Source organism: Psychrobium sp. 1_MG-2023 (genome assembly GCF_030689115.1).
In the GTDB taxonomy this organism is placed as follows: Bacteria; Pseudomonadota; Gammaproteobacteria; order Enterobacterales; family Psychrobiaceae; genus Psychrobium.
The window spans coordinates 186,664-210,787 of the sequence record NZ_JAUYVJ010000002.1; the positions used below are offsets into that span (position 1 = coordinate 186,664).

Genomic DNA, 24,124 nt, shown 5'->3' on the forward strand with positions numbered 1-24,124 from the left:
TATGTCACTTCCTGAATTTGTAAAAATTGTTGAAGTCGGCCCGCGAGACGGCCTGCAAAATGAAAAGCCTGTTAGCCTAGATGATAAAGTTAATCTGATAAATTCGCTAAGCCAGGCCGGATTAAAATACATTGAAACAGGCAGCTTTGTTTCCCCCAAGTGGGTACCGCAGATGGCAGATAGTAGTGAGGTGTTTGCCAAAATTGAGCGTACCGACGGTATTACTTTTGCTGCGCTAACTCCTAACTTACAAGGCTTTAACGCTGCGATTGCAGCAGATGCCGATGAAGTCGCTATTTTTGGCGCGGCTTCTGAAAGCTTTAGTCAAAAGAATATTAACTGTTCCATTGATGAGTCAATTGAGCGTTTTACCCCAGTTATCGAACAAGCCAAAGCCCGTGGTATCAAAGTACGTGGTTATGTCTCTTGTGTTCTAGGTTGCCCGTATGAGGGAAAAATAGCCCCAACACAAGTTGCTAAAGTCGCTAAAAAGTTAATTGATATGGGCTGTTATGAAGTTAGCCTAGGTGATACTGTTGGTGTCGGTACCCCATTGGCAGTTAAGGCATTGATTGCAGAAGTCACTAAATTAGTACCAATTAATCAACTAGCAGTGCACTTCCACGACACTTATGGCCAAGCCCTAGCCAATATCTATAGTGCACTAGAGTGTGGTATTAGTGTTGTTGATAGTGCCGTAGCCGGATTAGGCGGCTGCCCATATGCAAAAGGTGCATCGGGAAATGTTGCCACTGAAGAATTAGTCTACATGCTAAATGGCTTAGGCATTGTTCATGGGGTTAATTTAGAAACTTTAGCTCAAGCTGGCTGGCAAATCAGTGAAGCCTTAGGCAGGCAACCAAATTCTAAAGTGTCTTTAGCCATAAAAGTATAACGATAGTGCCCTATAGTAGCATTTACACTACAGGCGATAATAAGCAAAATTAATTGATACAGCATCACAATCTATATCGTCCTTTAGCCGTATATTAGCTAATTTGTATAGACTATATCGAATAGAGTTTGTACAACAGGTTAATAATACTCAAGCAAAGGGTTTAATAAGGAGAGAGAAGTGGCAGGTTTTAATAAAGTAGTCACCAGTTATGACGAAGCATTAGCAGGTCTAACCGATGATATGACACTGATGGTCGGCGGTTTCGGCCTTTGTGGCATCCCAGAGAATTTAATTATTAAAATGCGTGATTTAGGCGTTAAAGGCCTAACATGTATTTCAAACAATGCCGGTGTTGATGACTTTGGCCTTGGTTTATTATTACAAAAGAAACAAATCAGTCGAATTTATGCTTCATACGTTGGTGAAAACGCCTTGTTTGAACAACAAATGCTAAGTGGTGAGTTGGATGTTATTTTAACGCCGCAAGGGACACTTGCTGAAAAAATTCGTGCCGGTGGTGCGGGTATTCCAGCATTTTTCACCGCAACAGGTTACGGTACGCCTGTGGCTGATGGTAAAGAAACACGTGAGATCGACGGTCGTCACTATGTTTTAGAGCCATCATTGACTGCTGACTTTGCGCTAATCAAAGCATGGAAAGCTGATACTATGGGCAATCTAATATTTCGCAACACTGCAATGAACTTTAACCCAATGATGGCTACAGCCGGAAAAATTACGGTTGTTGAAGTTGAAGAAATCGTTCCAGCGGGTGAACTAGATCCTAACTTTATCCATACACCAGGGATTTACGTCGATCGTGTTATCAAAGGTACCTTTGAAAAACGTATTGAACAACGCACAGTAAGGGAGGGTTAATTATGTCGTTAACTCGTGAACAAATCGCTGCTCGTATCGCACAAGAATTACAAGATGGCTTTTATGTCAACTTAGGTATTGGTATCCCAACCCTAGTGGCAAACTATGTCCCTGAGGGCATGGAAGTAATGCTGCAATCAGAAAATGGTTTATTGGGTATGGGACAATTCCCAACTGAAGAGGAAGTCGATGCCGACCTTATTAATGCGGGTAAACAAACGGTGACCATGGCAACCGGAGCCTCATTATTCTCTTCCGCTGAAAGCTTTGCCATGATCCGTGGTGGTCATGTAGATTTAACCGTACTAGGTGCTTTTGAAGTTGATGTTAGCGGTAACATCGCTTCTTGGATGATCCCAGGAAAGTTAATTAAAGGCATGGGCGGCGCAATGGATCTAGTCGCTGGCGCTGATAATATCATCGTGACCATGATGCATGCGGATAAAAAAGGCAATTCTAAACTGCTTGATAGCTGTACTCTGCCATTAACGGGCGCACAATGTATCAAGAAAGTGGTCACTGACCTCGCGGTACTAGAAATAAAAGATGGTGCATTTCACTTACTTGAACGAGCACCTGGTGTGAGTGTTGGTGAAATCATCGAGAAAACGGCAGGCAAACTTGTCGTGCCAGATGATGTACCTGAGATGAAGTGCTAGATTTAATGGGCCCTTCACATCATAAAAAGCTGTGTTAGAGATAACACAGCTTTTTCATTTCCGAGCTCATTAATTTAGCACTTGGTACAAACTTAAATTCATCAGTTTAATCACATGTGAAAAAGTATCAAACTCATGACTTACAAATCCTTTATTAGACTGTCGCCGATCAACAAATACGAAACCAATACACTTATTATTAGTGAGAAGCGGAGCAATAAAGAAGCCTTTATCGCTGGTCACAGCTTGGAGCTCTTTACTTAACAACCGCTTGTACTTTTCCCCTACTTGTTCTCTTACCCAAACAGGATCACACTCTTGGCCAATAGTAATGAAGAGATCATTTTGAGCGCGACATGAGAATTTAAACTGTTGTTGGGACGCTAAATCGCACGAAGGGTTTGCGAACCTTGATACGACTCTAGCCCCATCTCGCTCAAACATCAGCACTAAAGCGCGGTCCACATTTAATACAGACTCTAAGCCTTGTACAACTGTTTCTAAATACTGATTAAGCCCAATACCTTCACTGGCTAGGTGAGTTAACTGTTGCAAGAAGTTTAATTGCTGTTTTAATTGCTCACAAGAGTTATGATGGACACTTACACCCCCCCTCTCTGAAGGCTCATTCAAAGGAATGTAAATCACTGGCTGTGTTGGTAAAAACTGTTTAAGCACATCGATTCCCAATGCCTCTAACATTGAAATTGTCTGCTCATTACAACGATTCACTCGACGTACCACAGAAGGAACATCTAATTGCATATACTGACTGACTTTTTGTAAAAGTTTGTTTTTCACACTTGGTAATGATTGGCTTTCAAGTAAGCAATCACTTAAACGGTCAGCGATTTTTATGACCTGTAATTCAGGTGTTCTGCTATTTGGATTATCATGCGCTTTAACTAATACCTCACTTAAATTCCAAGCTTTCACTAGCCCTCTATTAATTGCTTCAAAGCTTGCACCTAAGTATTGTTCAGCTACTTTTTCTCTAGCTTCGGTATCTGTTGTGTGCCGTAATCGATGCTCTAACTGCTCAGTCACTTTTCCGCCAATACTCCAAAATGCACTTTCACCTAAGTGATACAATAAAGTCGCAATAAAGATTTCTTCTTGAGTGTCTTCGTCATAGGCTGACATCATCATTTTTGAAATCATCGCCGCATAAAACGATTTTGACATCAACTTAATTAATTGGAAGTAGACGGGCTTGGATAACTTTTTGCTTTTTAGCAAACCGCTTAATAACGTTGAGGTTAAGCAGACATTTCTTAAGCGCTTAAAACCTAAAACAACACAAGCTCGACTGACAGTCGTCACTTGAACATGACTCCGCCCCGGACGGTTGGCAACCCTTAAAATACAAGAAGTTAATGCGGAATCATGGGTAACTGAGCGACCTATATCAGACAAAGAGGTTAGGTCGTCTTCAGAAAGTAAGGCGAGATTCTTTACCGTAGAGGCCAATGCTGGTAACTCTTGTTGGCTTAGTTTGTTGACCCAAAAATCCGTATCGATAGACACACCTTATTGAAATTAAGATTTAAAAGCAGTGTCCTAATGTCGTTAACTTAGCATTAGGACAGCGCATGCTTTCACCGCTACTGCGTATGGTTTTCTCTTTATTATCCTCGGAAGGTTCGTCAATACCTTCACCTTCAGTCTCACCCACTTTTTTTTCCAAGGCATTAACAATTTTCACCACATTCGATTCTAGCGCAAGTAAACGCTGAATTTCTTTATCGCGTTGTTGCGTCTTCATTTGTTGCGCACGTTCATCACTAGAAACAATAGAACAGCCACTGGCAAAAAACAAACAAATAAACATACCCATAAATAATTTCATAAAAAGCTCTACTTTTAATTAATCACTAAAGTGACTCGACCACGTACTTTGGAATGATGGTAGTCGCAGACGATACAATGACTTGTGTTGTGGAGTCTAGAATTCTCGCATTCACTTCATAGCCTCGCTCATTTTCTACTAGCACACCATATAATATATATTTTGCTTTGTCTGTTAATTCATCTTTACTATTGGTATACCCAACTACAACAGGGATTTGATACTTTTGAATTTGACCAACAAGACTTTCACTCACTAATAACCCTAATTGCACGTCACTGTATGACTCACCTTGTAACGCATTGAACTTAGTAATAACGAGTGGTGAGTCCCACTCTGCGCCACGATAATCTGAAACTAAGTCATGAGCGAGCCGATCGGTATAATCACTAACCAGTTGGTGGGTGTGGAAGGTAAAAACCTTAACTAAAGGTTTACCATGACTATTTAATACTTCAACTTCATCTTCTGTATAGCTAGTACTGCAACCTGCAGCCCCGACCAGCAGTGTTGCACTCGACAAAGTTGTAATCATACGTTTTATTAGGGTCATAGTCTTACTCTTGTGTATCAGCTTCAGTGATTGCAATACGATTAGGAGCAGGTAGAGGCGGTGCCTCAGGTTCGCCCTCTCCCGTTGTTGGGTTAACTGCTTGTGGCACATGCCCTTCTAATAGCACCGAATCGACAACGTCATGAGGAACAAAAATCTGAGCCGAACTAACCAATGCATTACTTTCAACATCTACCACCCGAGCATTTAAAATGTAGCCCCCTCTGTGTCTAGTCATAGTCCCATTTGCAATATAGGTTGCGGCGATGTCATCAGACAGCTCATCAGGAACTTCAGTCTGAAAGAATAAATCCCCTTGCTCATTAAGCTTAAGCGAACTGCTCGACTTGATATCGATAACCGAGTAACCAGCACGATTGATTTGGTGCATTATTGCCTCAGTTAATTGGCGACCAAAGTGATTGGTTGTTCGCAAACCTGAATCGAGTAACGCAAAATCAGCAACGGCAAAAACAGCTCTATTATCAGGCATGTCAAAGTCCGTTAATAAGTCTTGTACTACCCATTTAGAGTAATGATTAACGTTCTTAATTAATGGGGCATCATAGTAGCTCACTGAATGTTCAGCACGTTCAGCTTGCTTTTTTTCAATCATCTGCTGACTATCTTTTCCTGCCACTTCTTGAAACGGGCTATTGATTACGCTACAGCCGCCAAGAAAAAGGGTTAATAAGAGACTATATTTTTTCATCTTTTTACCTACCTGTTGCGTCCAATTTACCTAAAAATATAACCGTTCTTCATTTTAGTGGCTTGTCCCTGCTCTATTAGCTGCTCGATCGAGAAGTATTTATCTGTGGCACTAACAATTTGCTGGTTATCTAAGTCAATCACTTCAATATTAAACACAATTCCCTGCTCCATTTGACTCATAGTTCCAGAAATAACATATTGAGCCTGGATGTCACCATTCAGTTTTTTAACGTCTCGACTTAAAAAGTACGATGCATTTTTAGAAACTGCCACCGAAGTCCCCGCAAGGTGCTCAGCCACTATAGCACCACGTTCAACAAGTTTAGTTGTCAAGCCTTGTGCCACTTGATGGCCCAATAGCTCTAAACCATGGTACGGCATTTTTTTAAAGCGTAATGAGTCTAATCGGACAAAAGTCGTCACAATCGACGCCTTTTCACGATATTGATAAGTATCCATCGCAATCAAGTTATCGGCTATCTTCGTCACTTGGGCGTCAAAATATGCCGCCCGTTGATCTTGCTTAACTGCCTGATGTGTCTGTGGGTCAAAAGATTGACAACCAAATACAAAAAAACAGCCTAAGACTAAGATAAAATGGTTAACCCTCATTGAAATCTCACTTAAGTTATCATTAATGGAAAATATAAAGCATTATTTATGCCATAAAGGCTTTTACAGCTTATATGCTTAGTCCATCACCGCAATTAACTTTGGTCTAACTAACAACAAAAACTACTAACGTTTTAGCAATAGATAAGGTAGTCTCATCTTTCAACTGTATTAAAGTTAATAGGAAGATTGGAAACAATGAAAAAAGTAGGTCTTGTTGGTTGGCGTGGCATGGTAGGCTCAGTGCTTATGGAACGCATGCAAAATGAAAATGATTTTAACCACATTGAGCCAGTGTTTTTTAGCACCTCTCAAACAGGTCAAGCGGGTCCAGATATTGGTAAACCGGTAACCACTTTACAAGATGCTTTTGATATTACCACCCTTTCTAAACAAGACATTATTATTAGCTGTCAAGGTGGCGATTACACCAAAGACGTTTACCCTAAGTTACGTGAAGCGGGTTGGGCTGGTTACTGGATCGATGCTGCCTCATCATTACGTATGGAAGATGACAGTATTATCGTATTAGACCCAGTTAATCGTGACGTGATCGATCAAGGCATCAAAGATGGCGTTAAAACGTTTGTTGGTGGCAACTGTACTGTTTCATTGATGCTATTAGCATTAGGTGGTTTATTTGCTGAAGACTTAATTGAATGGGTTAGCCCAATGACTTACCAAGCAGCTTCTGGTGGCGGTGCACGCCATATGCGTGAACTATTAAACCAGATGGGTGCAATTAGAGATGAAGTGAGTGAAGAGTTAGACTCGCCTAGCTCAGCAATTCTTGATATTGATGCAAAGGTATCTGCGTTTATCCGTAGTGGTGAGCTTAATACCGATCAATTCGGCGTGCCACTAGCAGGTAGCTTAATCCCATGGATTGATACGCAGCTTCCTTCAGGTCAGAGTCGAGAAGAGTACAAAGCACAAGCTGAAGCAAATAAGATTTTAGGGACAGAAACTGCGCCGACCCCAATTGATGGGTTATGTGTACGCGTTGGTGCCATGCGTTGTCACAGCCAAGCATTAACGATTAAGTTAAAGCAAGACATCTCAGTAGAAGAGATTGAAGCTAAATTAGCCGCGCACAACGAGTGGGTAAAAGTCGTTCCTAACGATCGTGAATTGAGTATGCAAGAGCTAACGCCGGCTAAAGTTAATGGTACGCTTACCGTGCCTATTGGTCGCGTGCGTAAATTGACCATGGGGCCTGAATACATCAGCGCATTTACTGTGGGCGATCAGTTATTGTGGGGAGCAGCTGAGCCACTTCGACGCATGTTACGTATATTGATCGACTAATATATTGATCGAATAAATAGTTAACAAAAATAAAACATAATAATCACCTCTAAAAGTCAGCGATTCCTAGCTGACTTTTTTATTGCCTGCCAACGCCTACAAAACAGGCAACCAGTTCAACTTTTACGATAAAGACAACCACAACCACCAAATTAATTGATAAACTCAAACAACAAAACAGATACAACTGTAAAAATTAATAACATTTGATACTATTTTTTACTTTTAATCAGGTTTGTGGCTTTGTTTTTTCATTGGTTTTGCGTAAATTAATGACATCGTGATTTAAATCAACAATAAGAAGAAAAAATTATGAGTTCAACCAGAGGTAAGTTTAATTCCCGCATCGGCTTTATTTTAGCCGCCGCTGGCAGTGCTGTCGGCTTAGGTAATATTTGGGGATTCCCAACACAAGCAGCAGGCAATGGTGGTGCAGCATTTGTATTAATGTACTTAGTACTCGCATTCTGTCTGGCCTATCCAGCTTTTATGGCGGAATTAATTATTGGCCGTCACGGCCAAGCAAATGCCGTTGAGTCTTTACGAAAAATTTCGACCACCGCAATGCAAAAGCGTTTCGCCTTCATTGTTGGCTTTGGTGGTATCTTATGTGCTGCATTACTGATGAGTTTTTACTCCATTGTCGCCGGTTGGATGCTAGCCTTCACCGCAGAGCCTATAACAACGGCTGTCGGTGCAAATGCCGCATCGGATTGGCTTACGAGTCAAAGTACTTCTCGTAATATTATTTTTACTCTTGTTTTTACTGTACTGACCGTTTACATCATCAGCCGAGGTGTTGAAAATGGTATTGAGCGTTGGTCAAAGCGTTTAATGCCAGCATTAGTTGCCCTGTTAGTATCATTGACCGTATATGTCCTTACGTTAGACGGCGCAACTGACGGCCTAAAGGCTTACTTGATTCCAGATATTAGCCGTCTCTTTGAGCCTGATCTTATTGTTAGTGCGCTTGGACAAGCCTTTTTCTCTCTATCTCTAGGCACTAGTGTGATCATTATCTACGGCTCATATGTTGCTCGAAATGAGAATCTCGTATCCTTAAGTGCCTCGGTCACTTTAATTGATGTATTTATTGCTTTCCTCGCAGGCCTGTTAATTATTCCTGCAATGTACGTAGCTGCCGCACAAGGGGTTGAAATATTTTCCGCAGACGGCAGCTTAAAATCAGGTGATACGCTCGTGCTAACTGTTTTACCGGCTTTGTTTGATGGTATGGGTAGTATTGGCGTTTTTGTCGGCTTCGCTTTTTTCTCTTTAATGTCGATCGCCTCATTAACTTCATCGATTTCGATGCTTGAAGCCCCAGTGTCTTATACTGTTGAGCGCTTTAACATTGAGCGTAATAAAGCCACTATCGTTATCGGCAGTTTAATCTTTGCCACCAGTTGTTTAATCATCTTTAACTTCTCAACATTGTTTGGTTTTGTCATTGCCCTAACGACCCAATACGGTCAACCTATCATCGGTATGTTCTGCTGTATTTTTGTCGGTTGGGTTTGGCATCGTTCTTCATTATTAGAGGAACTAAAAGCGGGCAATGAACAAATTGAACATCAACTTTTTTGGAAGATCTGGCCTTGGTACACTAAATTAGTCTGTCCGACTGCCATTGCAATTGTCTTTATTCATTCATTATAAAAATGCCGACTAATGAACACAGTAGCAACACTTGCTGCTGTGTTCAAAAGTACATACACTCTCATTTATATCCCCCTCGGCAGCCTTGTCAAATCAACATAACAAATAAGTAATTAATCTATCATCAGCAGGTATCATACTTATGCCATCATTAAGTATAGGAATAAACGGCCTGTTGGTAGCATATAAAATATTCACCATTCTCATTATCATTATTCAGTTAAAAAATTGTTAACATTTAAAATTTAAACGGTAGTATGAAAAACAATCTATCCATTTAAATTTGTAACTTTTTATTTATTAAAGGAAGCACTATGTTTATCGGCGTACCAAAAGAAAACCTTCTGGGGGAAACGCGTGTTGCCGCAACACCTCAAACGGTATCTCAGCTAAAAAAACTGGGATTTGATGTCATAATAGAGTCTGGCGCAGGTAAAGCAGCAAGCTTTAACGACCAGGCCTTTATTGACGCAGGCGCAACGATTGGTGAGGATGCAGCACAGGTTTTTGCTAGTGATGTTGTATTGAAAGTCAACGCACCAACCACAGGCGAAGATAACACGACTGACGAAGTAGCGTTATTAAAAGACCAAGCTACCCTAATTAGCTTTATTTGGCCTGCACAAAATGACACTTTAATGGAGAAGCTAAGTAGCCGAAACATTAATGTAATGGCAATGGACTGCGTACCACGTATGTCTCGTTCGCAATCACTTGATGCATTAAGTTCAATGGCAAATATTGGTGGTTACCGAGCGGTTATTGAAGCAGCAAATCAATTCGGTCGCTTCTTTACTGGACAAATTACTGCCGCAGGTAAAGTACCACCAGCTAAAGTTCTAGTTATCGGTGCGGGTGTAGCGGGTCTTGCTGCTATCGGTGCAGCTGGTAGCTTAGGCGCAATTGTTCGTGCTTTCGATACTCGTCCTGAAGTTAAAGAGCAAATTAACTCAATGGGGGCAGAGTTCTTAGAGCTAGACTTTGAAGAAGAGTCAGGCTCTGGTGATGGCTACGCAAAAACCATGAGTAAAGAATTCATCGAAGCAGAAATGGCTTTATTTGCCGAGCAAGCTAAAGATGTTGATATTATTATCACTACCGCCCTTATTCCGGGTAAGCCAGCACCGAAACTGATCACCAAAGAAATGGTAGATTCAATGAAGCCTGGTAGTGTTATTGTTGATTTAGCCGCCGCAAACGGTGGTAACTGTGAATACTGTCAAACAGGTGAGCTTTTTGTCACTGAGAATGACGTAAAAGTACTTGGCTATACTGATTTACCTGGCCGCTTGCCTGTTCAAGCGTCACAACTTTACGGTACGAACTTAGTTAATCTTCTAAAGCTTTTAGCGCCAGAAAAAGACGGTGAAGTAACTATCGACTTTGAAGATGAAGTGGTACGTGGCGTAACGGTCGTTAAATCTGGAGAAATCACTTGGCCAGCTCCGCCAATTAAAGTTAGCGTAACTCCTGTTAAAGAAGCGGCAAACGATATTCCTGCTGAACCTGAAAAACAAGAAATGCCAAAAGAGGTAAAACTTGGTTTGTTTGCAGCAGGTTTAGCAGGTTTTGGTGCTATCGCTTCCTATGCGCCACCTGAATTTTTAGCTCACTTTACCGTCTTTGTTTTAGCTTGTGTGATCGGTTACTACGTTGTTTGGAATGTAAGTCACTCTCTACATACGCCATTAATGAGCGTAACAAACGCCATTTCAGGCATCATCGTTGTCGGTGCTCTACTCCAAGTCGGTACTGATAGTGTACTAGTTACCATACTAGCGTTAATTGCGACATTAATCGCTACCATTAATATTGTTGGTGGCTTCTATGTCACACAACGCATGTTAAAAATGTTTAGAAAATAAAGGGGAACTCTCATGTCGGAAGGATTAGTAAGTGCTGCATATATTGTAGCGGCCGTTCTCTTTATAATGAGTTTGGCAGGTTTATCAAAACAAGAAACAGCGCAAAATGGCTGTTATAGCGGTGTTGCAGGTATGGCAATTGCACTTATCGCAACTATCTTAAACCCAAGTGTTGGTGGAGTTATTTTCATTCTAATTGCGATGGCAATTGGTGCAACCATTGGTGTTAAGTTAGCAAAAAAAGTCGAAATGACTGAAATGCCTGAGCTTGTCGCTATTTTACATAGCTTCGTGGGTCTAGCTGCAGTATTGGTTGGTTATAATAGCTATATCGATCACCCTGCACTAACGGGTGCAATGAAAAACATTCACTTAGTTGAAGTGTTTTTAGGGGTATTTATCGGTGCTGTGACCTTTACGGGCTCCATTGTTGCTTTTGCTAAGTTACGCGGTTTAATTAACTCAGCTGCGCTAGCGCTACCTCATCGTCATAAGATGAACTTGGCGGCTTTATTAGTGTCAGGCTACCTGTTAGTAAGCTTTGTTAATGCAGGCGGCTCTACAGGTGCGTTAATTGTAATGACATTAATTGCCTTTATTTTTGGCTACCACTTAGTTGCTTCAATCGGTGGTGCTGATATGCCAGTGGTTGTATCAATGCTTAACTCTTATTCAGGTTGGGCAGCAGCAGCGGCAGGTTTCATGCTATCAAATGACTTATTAATTGTAACAGGTGCCTTAGTTGGCTCATCTGGCGCAATCTTAAGTTACATTATGTGTCGTGCAATGAACCGTTCATTTATCTCAGTAATTGCTGGTGGTTTTGGTAGCGATGTCGTAGCAACGGGTGATGAAGAGCAAGGTGAACACGTTGCCACTACGGCCGTTGAAGTGGCTGACTTATTAACATCATCTCAACGTGTCATCATTACTCCAGGTTACGGCATGGCCGTTGCTCAAGCACAATACCCAGTGTTTGAAATCACCCAGAAATTGCGAGCTAAAGGCATTGATGTTCGCTTTGGTATTCACCCTGTTGCAGGCCGTTTACCGGGTCACATGAACGTATTATTGGCTGAAGCAAAAGTGCCATATGACATCGTACTAGAAATGGATGAAATCAATGAAGATTTCAGTGATACAGACACCGTATTAGTTATTGGTGCTAACGATACAGTAAACCCTGCTGCTAAAGAGCCAGGTAGCCCAATTGCTGGTATGCCAATCTTAGAAGTTTGGAATGCTAAAAACGTTATTGTATTTAAGCGTGGTATGGCAACAGGTTATGCTGGTGTTCAAAACCCATTATTCTTTAAAGATAATACACAAATGCTATTTGGTGATGCCAAAGAGAGTGTTGAAGATATCTTAAAAGCTATCTAACCAATGATTAGATAACAAAAAAGGAGCTCAATTCGAGCTCCTTTTTTTATCTTAAGAATAATAAATATAAAATTATTTATCGTTCTTACGAACATAAAGCATACTTGCAATCGCACTACCAATAAGTACAAACGGGGTTGCTTGTAGCAGACCAGCCACTAGCACTGAGCTTTCACGGAACAACGATAGGGCAAAAGGCACACCTAACATTGCAACTACCACAATTAAAACTAACGCCAAGGTCAATTCACTCTTTTTATTTTCCGCTGTTCTTTCGCTCATTTTTGATCCAAATCAATAGATTAATTAAAAGCGTAATTATAAAGCACTATCGTTGGCAAAAGAAACTATTAAAAAGGATTATAAAGGGTTTTGATTTACTAAAACTAAGGGATGAGCTCGCTTCCCTTACAAAGTTCTAAAACAGCCCATAAAAAAAGTAGCGAACATTAAAAGTTAATATTTGTCTCTTAATATTCGCTCAGAAAATTTACCTATGTTTTGCTTTACCTTTCTTTGGTGTTGACGAACTAGCTATCCCCGACTCTTCAACTGAGCTTCGTCCAAGCGGACAACCTAACTCATTAAATTTTTCAAAAATATTTTTTTGAGCCTCGGTATCAGTGGCGGTATTAAAGCCACTAATCACTTGTGCGACATTAAGATCGTATGAAACAGAACTCGCAGCAGCATTAAGGAGCGCAGCAACACTATGTCTACCTAGTGCTTTAATGCCACCACCACCTTGTTTTAACACCTCAAGTAAGGTCATATCTCCAAAGACATTATTACTAAACGCGTCTTCAAAGGCCATCGTAGGCACATAAGGAGAGGCCCATGAACCAAAGTGGTGTCTCTGCTTCCAATAACCAGGGGTACAACCTTCGCCACCTCCTTCTTCAGTAAACATCGGTAAGCCCGGAATCGTAGTACCAACATCAAAGTATGAAAAAGCAGGCTCTGAATTAGCAGGGTCTTGTCCCCACGCTGCTGTTAGTTTAGTCCCATTAGTCGTAAACAGCCTTGCTCCTGTCATATCGTTATCTGATGGATCAAACACCTTAGCGCGTTCTAACGGCGTCAACACGATTGTGTGATCAACAATCGAGTCCCCATCGTAATCAATTGACACTGTCGTGTTATTAATAAGATCGTCAGCCATCACCCAAACAGGACTTCCACTAGGGCTAAAGCCACTACAATCAAATGGTGCACCAGGCTGACATAGATTAGGGTCAACCCCCGGAGCAAACCCAACAAGCAGCTCTGTAGATAATTGCTCTTTAGATGCTAGAGCTATCGCCCAGTCACTGGATTCATTGGTGAACTCATCATCAAGAGTTCCGTCAGGGTTTCGATCCCAATCGGAGTCTATTGTTGCTATCCCCCAGAACGTCTCGCCCGCTGTCGCTCCACAACTGATGAAGCGAGCACCGCTTCCGTCTGTAATCGCTTGTTGTCGGTAAAGTTCGTTAGGCTCAATTACGATGACCGTTTGTTCTCCCCCCATCGTCTGCCAACAAACAGAAAGGCTCGAATCCCCTGGGTTATAAAGGAACACATCCGTCGGATCATAATCGTTATTAAGTGAGTTTCTACTTGTACTCACTGGCATAAAATATTCATCACTCCAACGCTCTTTAGGCAGAATTGCCGCCCAACGAGACTCATACCTAGCCCCGATATCACCTGTAAAGCCATGCACTTGAACAACATGTTGAGTAGACTCTAAACTTGTTGCAGTCCCTGCATAAACTCGGCTCCCCAGTGGAAAAAATGCTTGAAGATCAGTTATTGGACCTGAAGGGATCAGTGGAGGCATAAAAGACTCACCTTCATCTAGCGTAACCACAAGCTCATACTTACCTATTTCAGTAACAAGATCTGCAGTGGGGTCTGCGTCACCATTTAAATCAAACCGAAGAACCGTTCCATCAGAGGTAGCCATAATAGAGTTTGAAACCAACTCAAACATACCATCATGGTCTGGCATTTCAGGAAATCCAGGGAAGGTCAGTGTACCATCACCTTTCATTGAATTTGGCTCACCTAGCGGCGCTTCAAAAGAGGTGCCCCATTCACTGGTAGGATAAACTTCCACAGCACCGGCCAATAAAGTACCAGGCTCAGGATTTGGTATGTCACCACCTTGCCAAGTCCCCACCCAACCAACGCGAGTAACAGCAACAGGTTTATCAGTAACAAACTTATCCTGTCCGTCATAACAAAATTCCTGTACACCATCGCCATCACCATCACAAACTAAGGGGTCATAAGGAACATTAGGTGGAATTGCTGCTGGATCATTGATGTAATAATCAACAGGCATTTCATTGTTTAAAATGATGACATCACCGCTATTTAATACATCAGATGCAAAGCCTGGTGGCTTACCATTAGCATCATTGCCATCACCCCATATTTGAGTCGTTGAACTAAGCGGGCTTAGCAAATTAGTTTCATACGAGTCTTCATGATGATCATAGTGAATGGTTGTTCCGTTATAACCGATTGAGATAGAAATAACTGCATGATTCTTTTTACCAATCGCTTCAGGATGTAATGTTGAGAGAACATCAGAGACTTGAGCTTCGGTAAAAGGCACATAATAAGTTTGAAGGGGTGTGATTGCCTGAATAGGTGCTGTATAAAACAGTCCTAAAGCCATCACAGTTATAGTTTTCTTACTAAGTCGTTCCCAACTAAGGCGACGATAACAGTCAGACCTTTTATTCTTATTCATTATAAGTTCCTCACTGATGATATTTAAGGGTTATCAATGTGAGTTCATAGGCAGCCTAACGTTTAACCACGTTCAAAAAGCATACAGGGAAACACCAATCAGCTTTAATTCGACTAAACAAGCTTAATTACCCCTTATTATAGGCTAGACAAGAACTGCACCTTTGTTATTAAAAGTTATTAAAAAAGACGCACCCACTGAAAGTTAGCAATAATTAGGCCTAGACTTTAATAGACTAATTTTCAACAAGTAACCTTTACTATCTAATAATTAAACAAGCTTTTTGTAAAAAAAACTGACACTAATCTATCTGTTGTTCGCTGTGCGGAAATAACTTTTTACACACAGCTCAAGGCAATATCTTCCACGAGATGGTACTTATTAATAGATTTTGCTAAATTACTACTCTAATTTAAAAAATATGATAACTCGTCACTATGAAAAAATGGCTCTTAAGCGCTGCCGCGCTCGCACTTACCGCTTGTTCTCAATCTCCAAACAACACTATTGCAGAGGTCTCAGGCTTAACCTTCGTCGAACAAGTAAAAGCTCAGACAGGAAAAACGACCATTCCGTACCAAAAGTACGTTCTTGATAATGGTTTAACGGTGATTTTACACCAAGACAATTCCGACCCTCTAGTCCATGTCAATGTGACTTATCATGTTGGCTCATCTCGAGAAGAGCTTGGAAAATCAGGTTTTGCTCATTTCTTCGAGCACATGATGTTTCAAGGTTCAGAACACGTTGCTGATGATGAGCACTTTAAAATTGTTACCGAAGCTGGTGGTAACATGAACGGTACAACTAATCGTGATCGTACTAACTATTACCAAACAGTACCTGCTAATCAATTAGAAAAGATGCTGTGGCTAGAATCAGACCGCATGGGCTTTTTATTAAAAGCGGTGACTCAAGAAAAGTTCGAAGTACAACGTGAAACGGTAAAAAATGAGCGCGGACAACGTGTCGATAACCGACCTTACGGTCGTTTAGGTGAGCGAGTAGCTCAAGCTCTTTACCCAAAAGGTCACCCATACTCATGGCCAACGATTGGCTACATGGACGACTTAAACCGAGTTAATGTTAACGACCTCAAAGCGTTTTTCCTAAATTGGTACGGACCAAACAATGCCACTATTACCATTGGTGGCGATATTGACACCAAAGAAACACTGACATTAGTGAAACAATATTTTGCCGAAATTCCAACGGGCCCAAGCGTTGAAAAATTGGCGAAAGAGCCCGTTACCTTAACCGAGAATCGTTATATTTCATTTGAAGATAACATTCACCTGCCTTTGGTTTACCTTTCATTTCCGACCGCTTATGCGCGCCATGAAGATGAGCCTGCACTGGACTTATTAGCGTCAATTATCGGTGGCGGGAAGACGTCATTGGTTTATAAAAACCTCGTTAAAAACCAAATGGCAGTCCAAGCATCGACTAACCATACTTGTGGTGAATTATCATGTTCATTTGATATTTTTGCTTTACCACACCCAGCAAGCGGTAAATCATTAACAGAGATAGAAGCCACTTTACGTCAAACTATTGCTGAATTTGAACAACGCGGTGTGACTGATGATGATTTAATTAAAGCAAAAGCGGCTATCGAGTCTAGTTTTATCTTTGGCTTGCAAAGTGTACAAGGGAAGGTTGCTCAACTAGCTGCCTACCAAACATTTACAGGTACCCCAAATTACATCGAGCAAGACATCAAACGATACAACAGTGTGACCAAAGCGGACGTGATGCGTGTATTCGAGCAGTATGTTAAAAATAAGCCAAGTGTTATTGCCAGCGTTGTACCAAAAGGACAAATAAACGCTGTTGCTGCAGCAGACAACTTTGCCGCAGATATTGTTAAACTTGAGGGTAAATCAACCACTCAAGCCGATGATCTCGATTTACGTACCACACCATTAACGTTTAACCGTAGTGTTAAGCCTGTTGCAGGTAAAAATAGAGCCGTTGATGTTCCTGCGTTTTGGAGAGAGGACTTTTCAAATGGCATGAGCATGCTAGGCACCGAAAATGATGAAACGCCTACGACGTCACTTTTAATTCGCATTCCAAATGGTCATTACGCAGAATCTTCAAACAAAGCCGGCTTAGCGTCTATAACCGCAAGTTTAATGAATGAGTCTACGTTAGACACGTCTTCAGAGGACATGGCTAAAGCGTTACAGAAACTGGGGAGCTCTATCTCTTTTAGTGCTGGTAATAGCTACACCAATGTCTTTGTGAATACATTGACTAAAAATGTTGATCCAACTATTGCTCTGCTTAATGAAAAGCTATTTAAGCCTGCGTTTACCGAGCAAGACTTTGCTCGTGTACGTGCAAATCAGTTAGAAAGTGTTTTATTTAGTCAAAAAGATGCCGGCGCTCTAGCACGAAACGCATTTAGAGCAATCATGTTTGACGGTTCGATCGCTGCCCTGCCATCTCAAGGAACAGCCGCGTCACTAAAGACCTTAACACTTGATGATGTTAGCGCTTTTTACCAACAACACTACAACCCTCAACGCGCTCAGATCATTGCTGTATCAGATCTTACACAAGCGGCGTTATCACAGAAGTTAACTAAGCTAAAGCAGTGGCAAGGCCAAAGCAAAATCAACAATGTGGTTTTAAACGCACCGAGCTATGCAAAGAACACTGTGTACTTAGTCAATAAAGACGATGCAACTCAATCCGCTATTCGTGTTGGACAGCGCAGTATCAAGCAAGACATTACTGGCGAGTTTTATCAATTAGGTCTGGTGAACTTTGCCCTGGGCGGTAACTTTAATTCGCGCTTAAACCTTAATCTTCGCGAAGATAAAGGTTATACCTATGGTGCGGGGTCTAGTTTCTACGGTGATAAGTTTGGCGGCGCGATGGTGGTCTCGACTGCAGTACGCGCAGATGCAACAATTGCGTCTTTAAAAGAGATTACCAAGGAATTAACGCAATATCAGCAGCAAGGTATTACTGCTGATGAGCTTACTTTCATGCGTAACGCAATTAACCAACAAGATGCCCTAGAGTATGAAACGCCTCAAGCTAAGCTTAACTTTTTAGCACAGATCCTTGAACATAACTTAAGTGCAGACTTTGTTAAAGAGCGCGCTAAAATTGTTTCAACAATTACTCAGTCACGAATCAATGAGCTAGCAAAGCAATACCTTGATGTGAATGATATGGCGATAGTGATTGTTGGCGATGCCAAAACATTAAAACCACAGCTAAAAGCCTTAGGGTATGATGTAATCGACTATACAGCACCTTAACCCCTTAGGGCAGTACCGTTAAGGTGCTGCCCTACTTTCTGCTTTAATCCACACCACTTTTTGCCTGTTATTCAAACTAAACCTCATTTTTATCTCTATTCTTACTCTTATTAGACTTTGGGCTAGAACAACATCGTCTATTTGTGATATGTTGCGTGCATTTTTAGCATAGTAGGTATTTAACATGAGTTCGAACGCCGTTCCATCCTCAGCGCCAGAGCAACAAAAGGGTTGGTTCAACCGTTTTCTTGCTACCGTTGAGTTTCTAGGTAACCTGTTGCCTCACCCAATCACGTTATTCGCGACTTTCTGTGTTGCGATTGTGTTATTCAGTGGCTTTGCTGACTGGATAGGGTTAAGCGCCATTGACCCGCGCCCAGAAGGTGCCAAAGGGCGTGATCCTGATGGTGTTATCGAAGTCGTTAGTTTAATGAGCGCCGAAGGCTTAACTAAAATTGTAACGGGACTCGTGACCAACTTCACCGGATTTGCACCGTTAGGTACAGTACTTGTTGCTCTTCTTGGTGTAAGCGTGGCAGAACATTCAGGTTTATTGTCTGCGGCTATGCGTGGCATGGTCATGGGCGCATCGAAACGCTTAGTTACTTTTATGGTTGTTTTTGCTGCTATTTTATCGAATACCGCATCAGAACTTGGCTATGTTGTTCTTATCCCGCTTGCGGCGATGATTTTTCATAGCTTAGGTCGTCACCCCCTTGCAGGCTTAGCAGCAGCATTCGCTGGTGTTTCTGGTGGTTATAGTGCCAACTTATTGTTAGGTACCATCGATCCATTGCTTGCAGGTATCACAACCCCAGCAGCGCAAATGATTGACCCAACCTACCAGGTGGGCCCTGAAGCTAACTGGTACTTTATGGTTATCTCGGTATTTTTGATTGCGACTCTTGGTACCATTGTTACCGAGAAGATTGTTGAGCCGCGTTTAGGTAAGTACAACCCTGATGAAGCCAGTGTCGATTTAAGTCAAGAAAAAGTGACCCAGCTAACCGACATTGAACGTTCAGGCCTCAAATGGGCTGGTGTCGCTCTTCTAGTTACCTGTGCGGTACTTGCGCTAACTATTGTCCCTGCTGACGGCATTTTACGTAATCCTGAAACGGGAGGGGTGTCAGGCTCACCATTCTTGAAAGGCATCGTTGTATTCATTTTTGTTACTTTTGGTATTCCAGGTTTCGTTTACGGTAAAGTCGTTGGCTCGATGAAGAATGATCGTGATGTCATTGATGCAATGTCTAAGAGCATGAGCTCGATGGGGATGTATATCGTATTAGTATTCTTCGCCGCTCAGTTCGTTGCATTCTTTAAGTGGACTAATCTTGGTACTATTTTAGCGATCAATGGTGCTGCATTATTGCAAGCCATTAACCTAACGGGTCCAGAAATCTTTGTAGCATTCATCTTTATGTGTGCGTTAGTTAACTTAACTCTTGGTTCTTCTTCAGCACAATGGGCGGTAACAGCGCCAATTTTCATCCCAATGTTAATGTTAATTGGTTACGCCCCAGAGACGATTCAAGCAGCCTATCGTATTGGTGATTCGGTAACAAACCTCATCACGCCAATGATGAGCTACTTCGGTTTAATCCTTGCTGTAGCGACTAAATACAAAAAAGATATGGGGATAGGTACCTTGGTTGCAACCATGTTGCCGTACTCAATGATCTTCTTCGTCGGTTGGGTTATTTTATTCTATATTTGGGTGTTTGCATTAGGTCTACCTGTAGGTCCTGGCTCCCCTATCTATTACACCCCGTAACCGATAGCACAATAATAATCTGTAGTCCCTGCAACTAGCGGGGATTTTTTTTGCCTAATAATCACTAACTATTTTGCGACTAATGGTGAAGTCTTCCTATACTGAAGGTATAAAAAAATAAAATAGAGATAGCACCACATTAATTAATCGAAGCAAAGGAAGTTAATATGAAAAAATTAATCTTCATTATCCTCGCGATGTTAATTACCACTGGAGCGAGTATTTATCACTTTGACGACGACCCTTATATTCAGGGACAAGTTCGGGGGCTTGCCATCGCTGACAAAGCTAGCTACCTCCTGCCCATCAAACAACATATTAGTCAGGCCAAGCGTCCGCAAGAATGGTATCAATTCCCAATCCCTTTAGGTCAAAGTGGCCCTAGCGAAACGCTCTACTCCGGCCCCAAACAATACCCTTTTTATTGCATGAGCGAGATCTCACAGTTAGGACAACCTCAAGTCGACAATCACGACGGTCAAGGCGTCGCCATCTTCGCTACCAATCGACAAGGAAAAAAGACTCGGCACATTATTGGTTACAGCAAAGACTGTGCGATATTGAGTCAGCTAAAGTACTTTTATCGTAACAACCAGCAACAGCTAAAACCTTATAACGTCGACAACCCACCAGCACAACAGCAAATCAATCAGCTTACTATTGATGATAAAAACGTTAATGAAATATACCGAGTTGAACAAGGGACCATTAATCGTTTTATTTACACTATCGCCATGCTTGCCACTGGCGACGGCTCAAGAATGGAACATCAACACTGGAATAAACGACTTATTTACCAATTTCAAGGCGGTTCAGGAATAGGCTTTCGCCAAGGGAAGCAAAGTGCTCCACACTTATTAAAGAAGCGTAAAGAACAACTACAACTCGGTTATGCCGTAATATCGTCAACCGCAAACAAAACCAGTTATACCTACAACATGCTAATCGCCGAAGATACTGCGATGCGAGTGAAACGCCACTTCATTTCCCTTTATGGTAAGCCAATGTATACGGTTGGCATCGGTGGGAGTGGTGGTGGGTTATCACAATACCTTCTTGCGCAAAATGGTACTGACCTACTTGACGCTGCCATCCCCCTTTACTCATACCCAGATATGGTTAGCCAAACAATTTATGCGTTAGATTGTGATTTGCTCAATAGCTATTACGACTTTAGATCATCCGAACCGGAATTATTTGAGGATTGGCGACTACGCCAAGCAATTGAGGGAATGAATGCTCGTAATAATTTTGAACAAAAAGCAGGCTTCCTCACGCCAATCAATCAAATAATCTCAGGTCGCTGGCCACGTTCGCCAACAGGGAGTAGTGAATGCATTAATGGTTGGTTTGGTCTTTCAACTTTTATCAACAACCCACGACAAGGCTTTCTGCGTTCGTACTTTTCATCAGAAGTAGTAGAACAAGTTAACAGGAATTATTGGGAAGACATGCATGAGGTCTATGGCCGAACTGCTGCAGGTTATGGCGCGTCTACTTGGGATAATGTTGGCGTTCAGTACGGTTTAAATGCACTAAAAGCCAACTTACTTAGCATCGATGAATTTATCGCACTTAACAAAAATATTGGTAGCTGGGTTCGCCAACCACAAATGCAACCAGAATGGATTAAAAAGATCCCCTTTACTAAAACTCACCTGTGGCTCAGTTTATGGGGCAACAAGAATGTCACGCAAGCTGATAACGGCCCCGCCCCTCGTCATCAAGGAGATATAAGCGCAATGAAGAATGCCTATCACACCGGTCAGGTATTCATTGGTAAGCTGAATATCCCAACCCTTGATATTCGGCACTACCTAGAAGAAGAGCTAGATATGCATCACATGTCTGCCTCCTTTAATGCTCGAACTAGAATCACTAACTATCAAGGCCACGCTGATAATCATATTATCTGGGTTAGCCATAAAGACTTTAACCCTGTAGTGAAAGGCTTTAAGGTCATTGATCAATGGCTGATGACTAAACTACATAACCCCAATTTAACCACAACCAAGGCAAAACCATCCAATCTAGAGGATAGTTGTTTTGCTGACAATGGCGAAATCATCGCTCAAGGGAAAGCTGTCTGGGATGGTGAGTGGAACAACAAAGCGTTAGGGCAATGTAGTCAGAACTTTAAGATGTATTCTAACGTCCGCATTGCCGCTGGTGCACCATGGGACGGCAGCACGTTTAAATGTTCGTTACAGCCTGTTGCCGACGCAATTAAACAAAGCGTCTATGGTGATATTGCTATCAATAAATACCAGAAACAATTGGAGGAAGCATTCCCTGACGGTGTTTGTGATTACAGCCAAGGTGATGTCGGGCGTCCAACAAATCTAACGATGCTAGCCCTAGGGGAATGAAATAAAAAAGCCGCTGGACTTAGCAGCGGCTTTGATGGCATGTTTAGCGTTTTTTATGGAACTTAACTAAACGGTCACGTTTACGTTGTTGAGTGACACTGAGTTTATTTTTACGCCCTTCAAATGGATTATCGCTATCTCTGAATTCGATTTTGATTGGCGTGCCCATAATTTTCAAGGTGCGACGGAAGTAGTTCATTAAATAGCGCTTATATGCGGCATTTAATTTCTTTACTTGGTTACCATGAATGACTATTACCGGCGGGTTATAGCCACCAGCATGAGCATAACGTAATTTAACACGGCGACCTTGGAACATCGGCGGGTTATGGTCATCAACGGCCATTTGCATAATTTTAGTCAGCATCGACGTTGAAGTACGCTTAGTTGCCGAGTTATATGCTTCTTGTACCGACTCAAACAGGTTACCAACACCACTGCCATGAAGCGCAGAAATAAAGTGAATACGTGCAAAATCAACAAAGCCTAAACGACGATCTAATTCTGACTTAATACGCTCTTTCGTATCAAGATCCAAACCATCCCATTTATTCACTGCAATAACCAATGAACGACCTGCATTTAATGAGTAGCCCAATAAGCTTAAGTCTTGATCAGAAATACCTTCGCGAGCATCAATCACCAATAACACCACGTTAGCATCTTCAATGGCTTTTAGCGTTTTAATGATAGAGAACTTTTCAATCGCTTCATTTACATTCTTACGACGACGAACACCAGCAGTGTCAATCAATACGTATTCACGCTCATCGCGTTCCATTGGGATATAAATACTATCGCGGGTTGTGCCAGGCATATCGTAAACAACAACACGTTCTTCACCTAAGATACGGTTAGTTAATGTCGATTTACCCACATTTGGTCGACCAATGATTGCTAGTTTAATCGGCAAGTCTTGCAACGCTTTAGCTTGAGCTTCTGCGGTTTCTTCTGTTAATTCTTCTTCAAACTCATCATCTTCAATATCATCAATGCTATTAATGCCCATTTCTTCGGCATAAGGGCGTAACGATGTTTCAATTAACACTTGAACACCACGGCCATGTGCAGCAGCAATTGGGTGGATATCGCCTAATGATAATGAATAAAAATCAGCCGTTACCGAGTCAATATCGACACCGTCTGTTTTGTTAGCAACAAGATAAACTGTTTTATCAAGCTGACGTAAATGATTAGCAATGGCTTCATCAGCAATCATCACACCATCGCGAGCATCAACTAAGAATAAAACGACATCAGCCTCTTCAATTGCTTGAAGAGATTGTTCTGCCATTAAAGCATCAATACCTTCTTCATCACCTTGAATACCGCCAGTATCAATCAATAAGAATTCATAGCCACCTAGCTTTGCTTGGCCATATTTACGATCACGTGTTAAGCCAGGAAAATCAGCAACAAGCGCATCTCGGGTGCGTGTTAGGCGGTTGAATAACGTCGATTTACCAACATTAGGGCGACCAACTAAGGCAACTACAGGAAGCATTTTTTTCTCCAAACGACAAAAGCGGCCCGATAGATGTTATCCCGGACCGCTTTTGGTATTAATTTCTCTATTGC

Annotated in this window: 18 protein-coding genes; 10 read left to right on the plus strand and 8 right to left on the minus strand. The window is 41.7% G+C overall.

Translation table 11 applies throughout. The features are described from left to right. The first annotated feature begins 1 nt into the window (after position 1). The 3 genes from Q8W26_RS01900 to Q8W26_RS01910 all read left to right on the plus strand — a co-directional run bounded on the left by Q8W26_RS01900 (position 2) and on the right by Q8W26_RS01910 (position 2,436). Entirely contained in the window at positions 2-895 is an 894-nt protein-coding gene (locus tag Q8W26_RS01900) for a hydroxymethylglutaryl-CoA lyase (protein ID WP_101212989.1), read from the plus strand. A gap of 180 nt (positions 896-1,075) precedes the next feature. Beyond that, entirely contained in the window at positions 1,076-1,777 is a 702-nt protein-coding gene (locus Q8W26_RS01905; protein WP_101212988.1) for a CoA transferase subunit A, read from the plus strand. 2 nt (positions 1,778-1,779) lie between these two features. Continuing rightward, positions 1,780-2,436, plus strand: coding sequence for a 3-oxoacid CoA-transferase subunit B (locus tag Q8W26_RS01910; protein WP_101212987.1), 657 nt, complete (start codon positions 1,780-1,782; stop codon positions 2,434-2,436). 69 nt (positions 2,437-2,505) lie between these two features. Here Q8W26_RS01910 and Q8W26_RS01915 read toward each other — a convergent pair whose 3' ends face one another. Genes Q8W26_RS01915 through Q8W26_RS01935 form a run of 5 tightly spaced genes read right to left on the minus strand, consistent with a single transcriptional unit; the run spans position 2,506 to position 6,164 of the window. After that, positions 2,506-3,963, minus strand: a complete 1,458-nt coding sequence (locus Q8W26_RS01915; protein WP_101212986.1) for an HDOD domain-containing protein — start codon at positions 3,961-3,963, stop codon at positions 2,506-2,508. Positions 3,964-3,982: 19 nt separating this feature from the next. Further along, the gene (locus tag Q8W26_RS01920; RefSeq protein ID WP_101212985.1) at positions 3,983-4,285 is read right to left on the minus strand and encodes a hypothetical protein; all 303 of its coding nucleotides are present in this window, start codon (positions 4,283-4,285) and stop codon (positions 3,983-3,985) included. 25 nt (positions 4,286-4,310) lie between these two features. Continuing rightward, positions 4,311-4,838: a FlgO family outer membrane protein gene (locus tag Q8W26_RS01925; RefSeq protein WP_101212984.1), complete on the minus strand. Its 528-nt coding sequence runs from the start codon at positions 4,836-4,838 to the stop codon at positions 4,311-4,313. Between the two features lie 4 nt (positions 4,839-4,842). Beyond that, positions 4,843-5,550 carry a FlgO family outer membrane protein gene (locus tag Q8W26_RS01930; protein ID WP_101212983.1) on the minus strand — a complete coding sequence of 236 codons (708 nt, stop codon included), beginning with the start codon at positions 5,548-5,550 and terminating at the stop codon, positions 4,843-4,845. Between the two features lie 26 nt (positions 5,551-5,576). Then, positions 5,577-6,164, minus strand: a complete 588-nt coding sequence (locus Q8W26_RS01935; RefSeq protein WP_101212982.1) for a FlgO family outer membrane protein — start codon at positions 6,162-6,164, stop codon at positions 5,577-5,579. 198 nt (positions 6,165-6,362) lie between these two features. Between Q8W26_RS01935 and asd the strand changes: the two genes are divergently transcribed. The 4 genes from asd (at position 6,363) to pntB (ending at position 12,379) form a co-directional block, all read left to right on the plus strand. Further along, positions 6,363-7,472 carry an aspartate-semialdehyde dehydrogenase gene (asd, locus tag Q8W26_RS01940; RefSeq protein ID WP_101212981.1) on the plus strand — a complete coding sequence of 370 codons (1,110 nt, stop codon included), beginning with the start codon at positions 6,363-6,365 and terminating at the stop codon, positions 7,470-7,472. A gap of 312 nt (positions 7,473-7,784) precedes the next feature. Next, entirely contained in the window at positions 7,785-9,131 is a 1,347-nt protein-coding gene (locus Q8W26_RS01945) for a sodium-dependent transporter (protein WP_101212980.1), read from the plus strand. 314 nt (positions 9,132-9,445) lie between these two features. Further along, the gene (locus tag Q8W26_RS01950) at positions 9,446-10,996 is read left to right on the plus strand and encodes a Re/Si-specific NAD(P)(+) transhydrogenase subunit alpha (RefSeq protein ID WP_101212979.1); all 1,551 of its coding nucleotides are present in this window, start codon (positions 9,446-9,448) and stop codon (positions 10,994-10,996) included. A 12-nt stretch (positions 10,997-11,008) separates the two neighbouring features. After that, a complete protein-coding gene (pntB, locus tag Q8W26_RS01955; protein WP_101212978.1) occupies positions 11,009-12,379 on the plus strand; it encodes a Re/Si-specific NAD(P)(+) transhydrogenase subunit beta in 1,371 nt (456 codons plus the stop codon). Positions 12,380-12,451: 72 nt separating this feature from the next. Here pntB and Q8W26_RS01960 read toward each other — a convergent pair whose 3' ends face one another. Both Q8W26_RS01960 and Q8W26_RS01965 read right to left on the minus strand, forming a co-directional pair. Beyond that, positions 12,452-12,661 (minus strand): hypothetical protein, encoded by a 210-nt coding sequence (locus Q8W26_RS01960; protein WP_101212977.1) that lies wholly within the window; start codon positions 12,659-12,661, stop codon positions 12,452-12,454. 208 nt (positions 12,662-12,869) lie between these two features. After that, positions 12,870-15,122: a hypothetical protein gene (locus Q8W26_RS01965; RefSeq protein WP_101212976.1), complete on the minus strand. Its 2,253-nt coding sequence runs from the start codon at positions 15,120-15,122 to the stop codon at positions 12,870-12,872. Positions 15,123-15,559: 437 nt separating this feature from the next. On the opposite strand from Q8W26_RS01965, the gene Q8W26_RS01970 reads away from it, so the two are divergent. The 3 genes from Q8W26_RS01970 to Q8W26_RS01980 all read left to right on the plus strand — a co-directional run bounded on the left by Q8W26_RS01970 (position 15,560) and on the right by Q8W26_RS01980 (position 22,546). Then, entirely contained in the window at positions 15,560-18,400 is a 2,841-nt protein-coding gene (locus Q8W26_RS01970; RefSeq protein WP_101212975.1) for a pitrilysin family protein, read from the plus strand. A gap of 184 nt (positions 18,401-18,584) precedes the next feature. Next, on the plus strand, positions 18,585-20,177 hold the full coding sequence (locus tag Q8W26_RS01975; protein WP_101212974.1) for an AbgT family transporter: 1,593 nt from the start codon (positions 18,585-18,587) through the stop codon (positions 20,175-20,177). A gap of 167 nt (positions 20,178-20,344) precedes the next feature. Continuing rightward, a complete protein-coding gene (locus Q8W26_RS01980) occupies positions 20,345-22,546 on the plus strand; it encodes a DUF6351 family protein (RefSeq protein WP_101212973.1) in 2,202 nt (733 codons plus the stop codon). 43 nt (positions 22,547-22,589) lie between these two features. Here the strand turns inward: Q8W26_RS01980 and der are convergent, their stop codons facing one another. Then, positions 22,590-24,050 (minus strand): ribosome biogenesis GTPase Der, encoded by a 1,461-nt coding sequence (gene der, locus Q8W26_RS01985; RefSeq protein ID WP_101212972.1) that lies wholly within the window; start codon positions 24,048-24,050, stop codon positions 22,590-22,592. Positions 24,051-24,124: the final 74 nt, after the last annotated feature.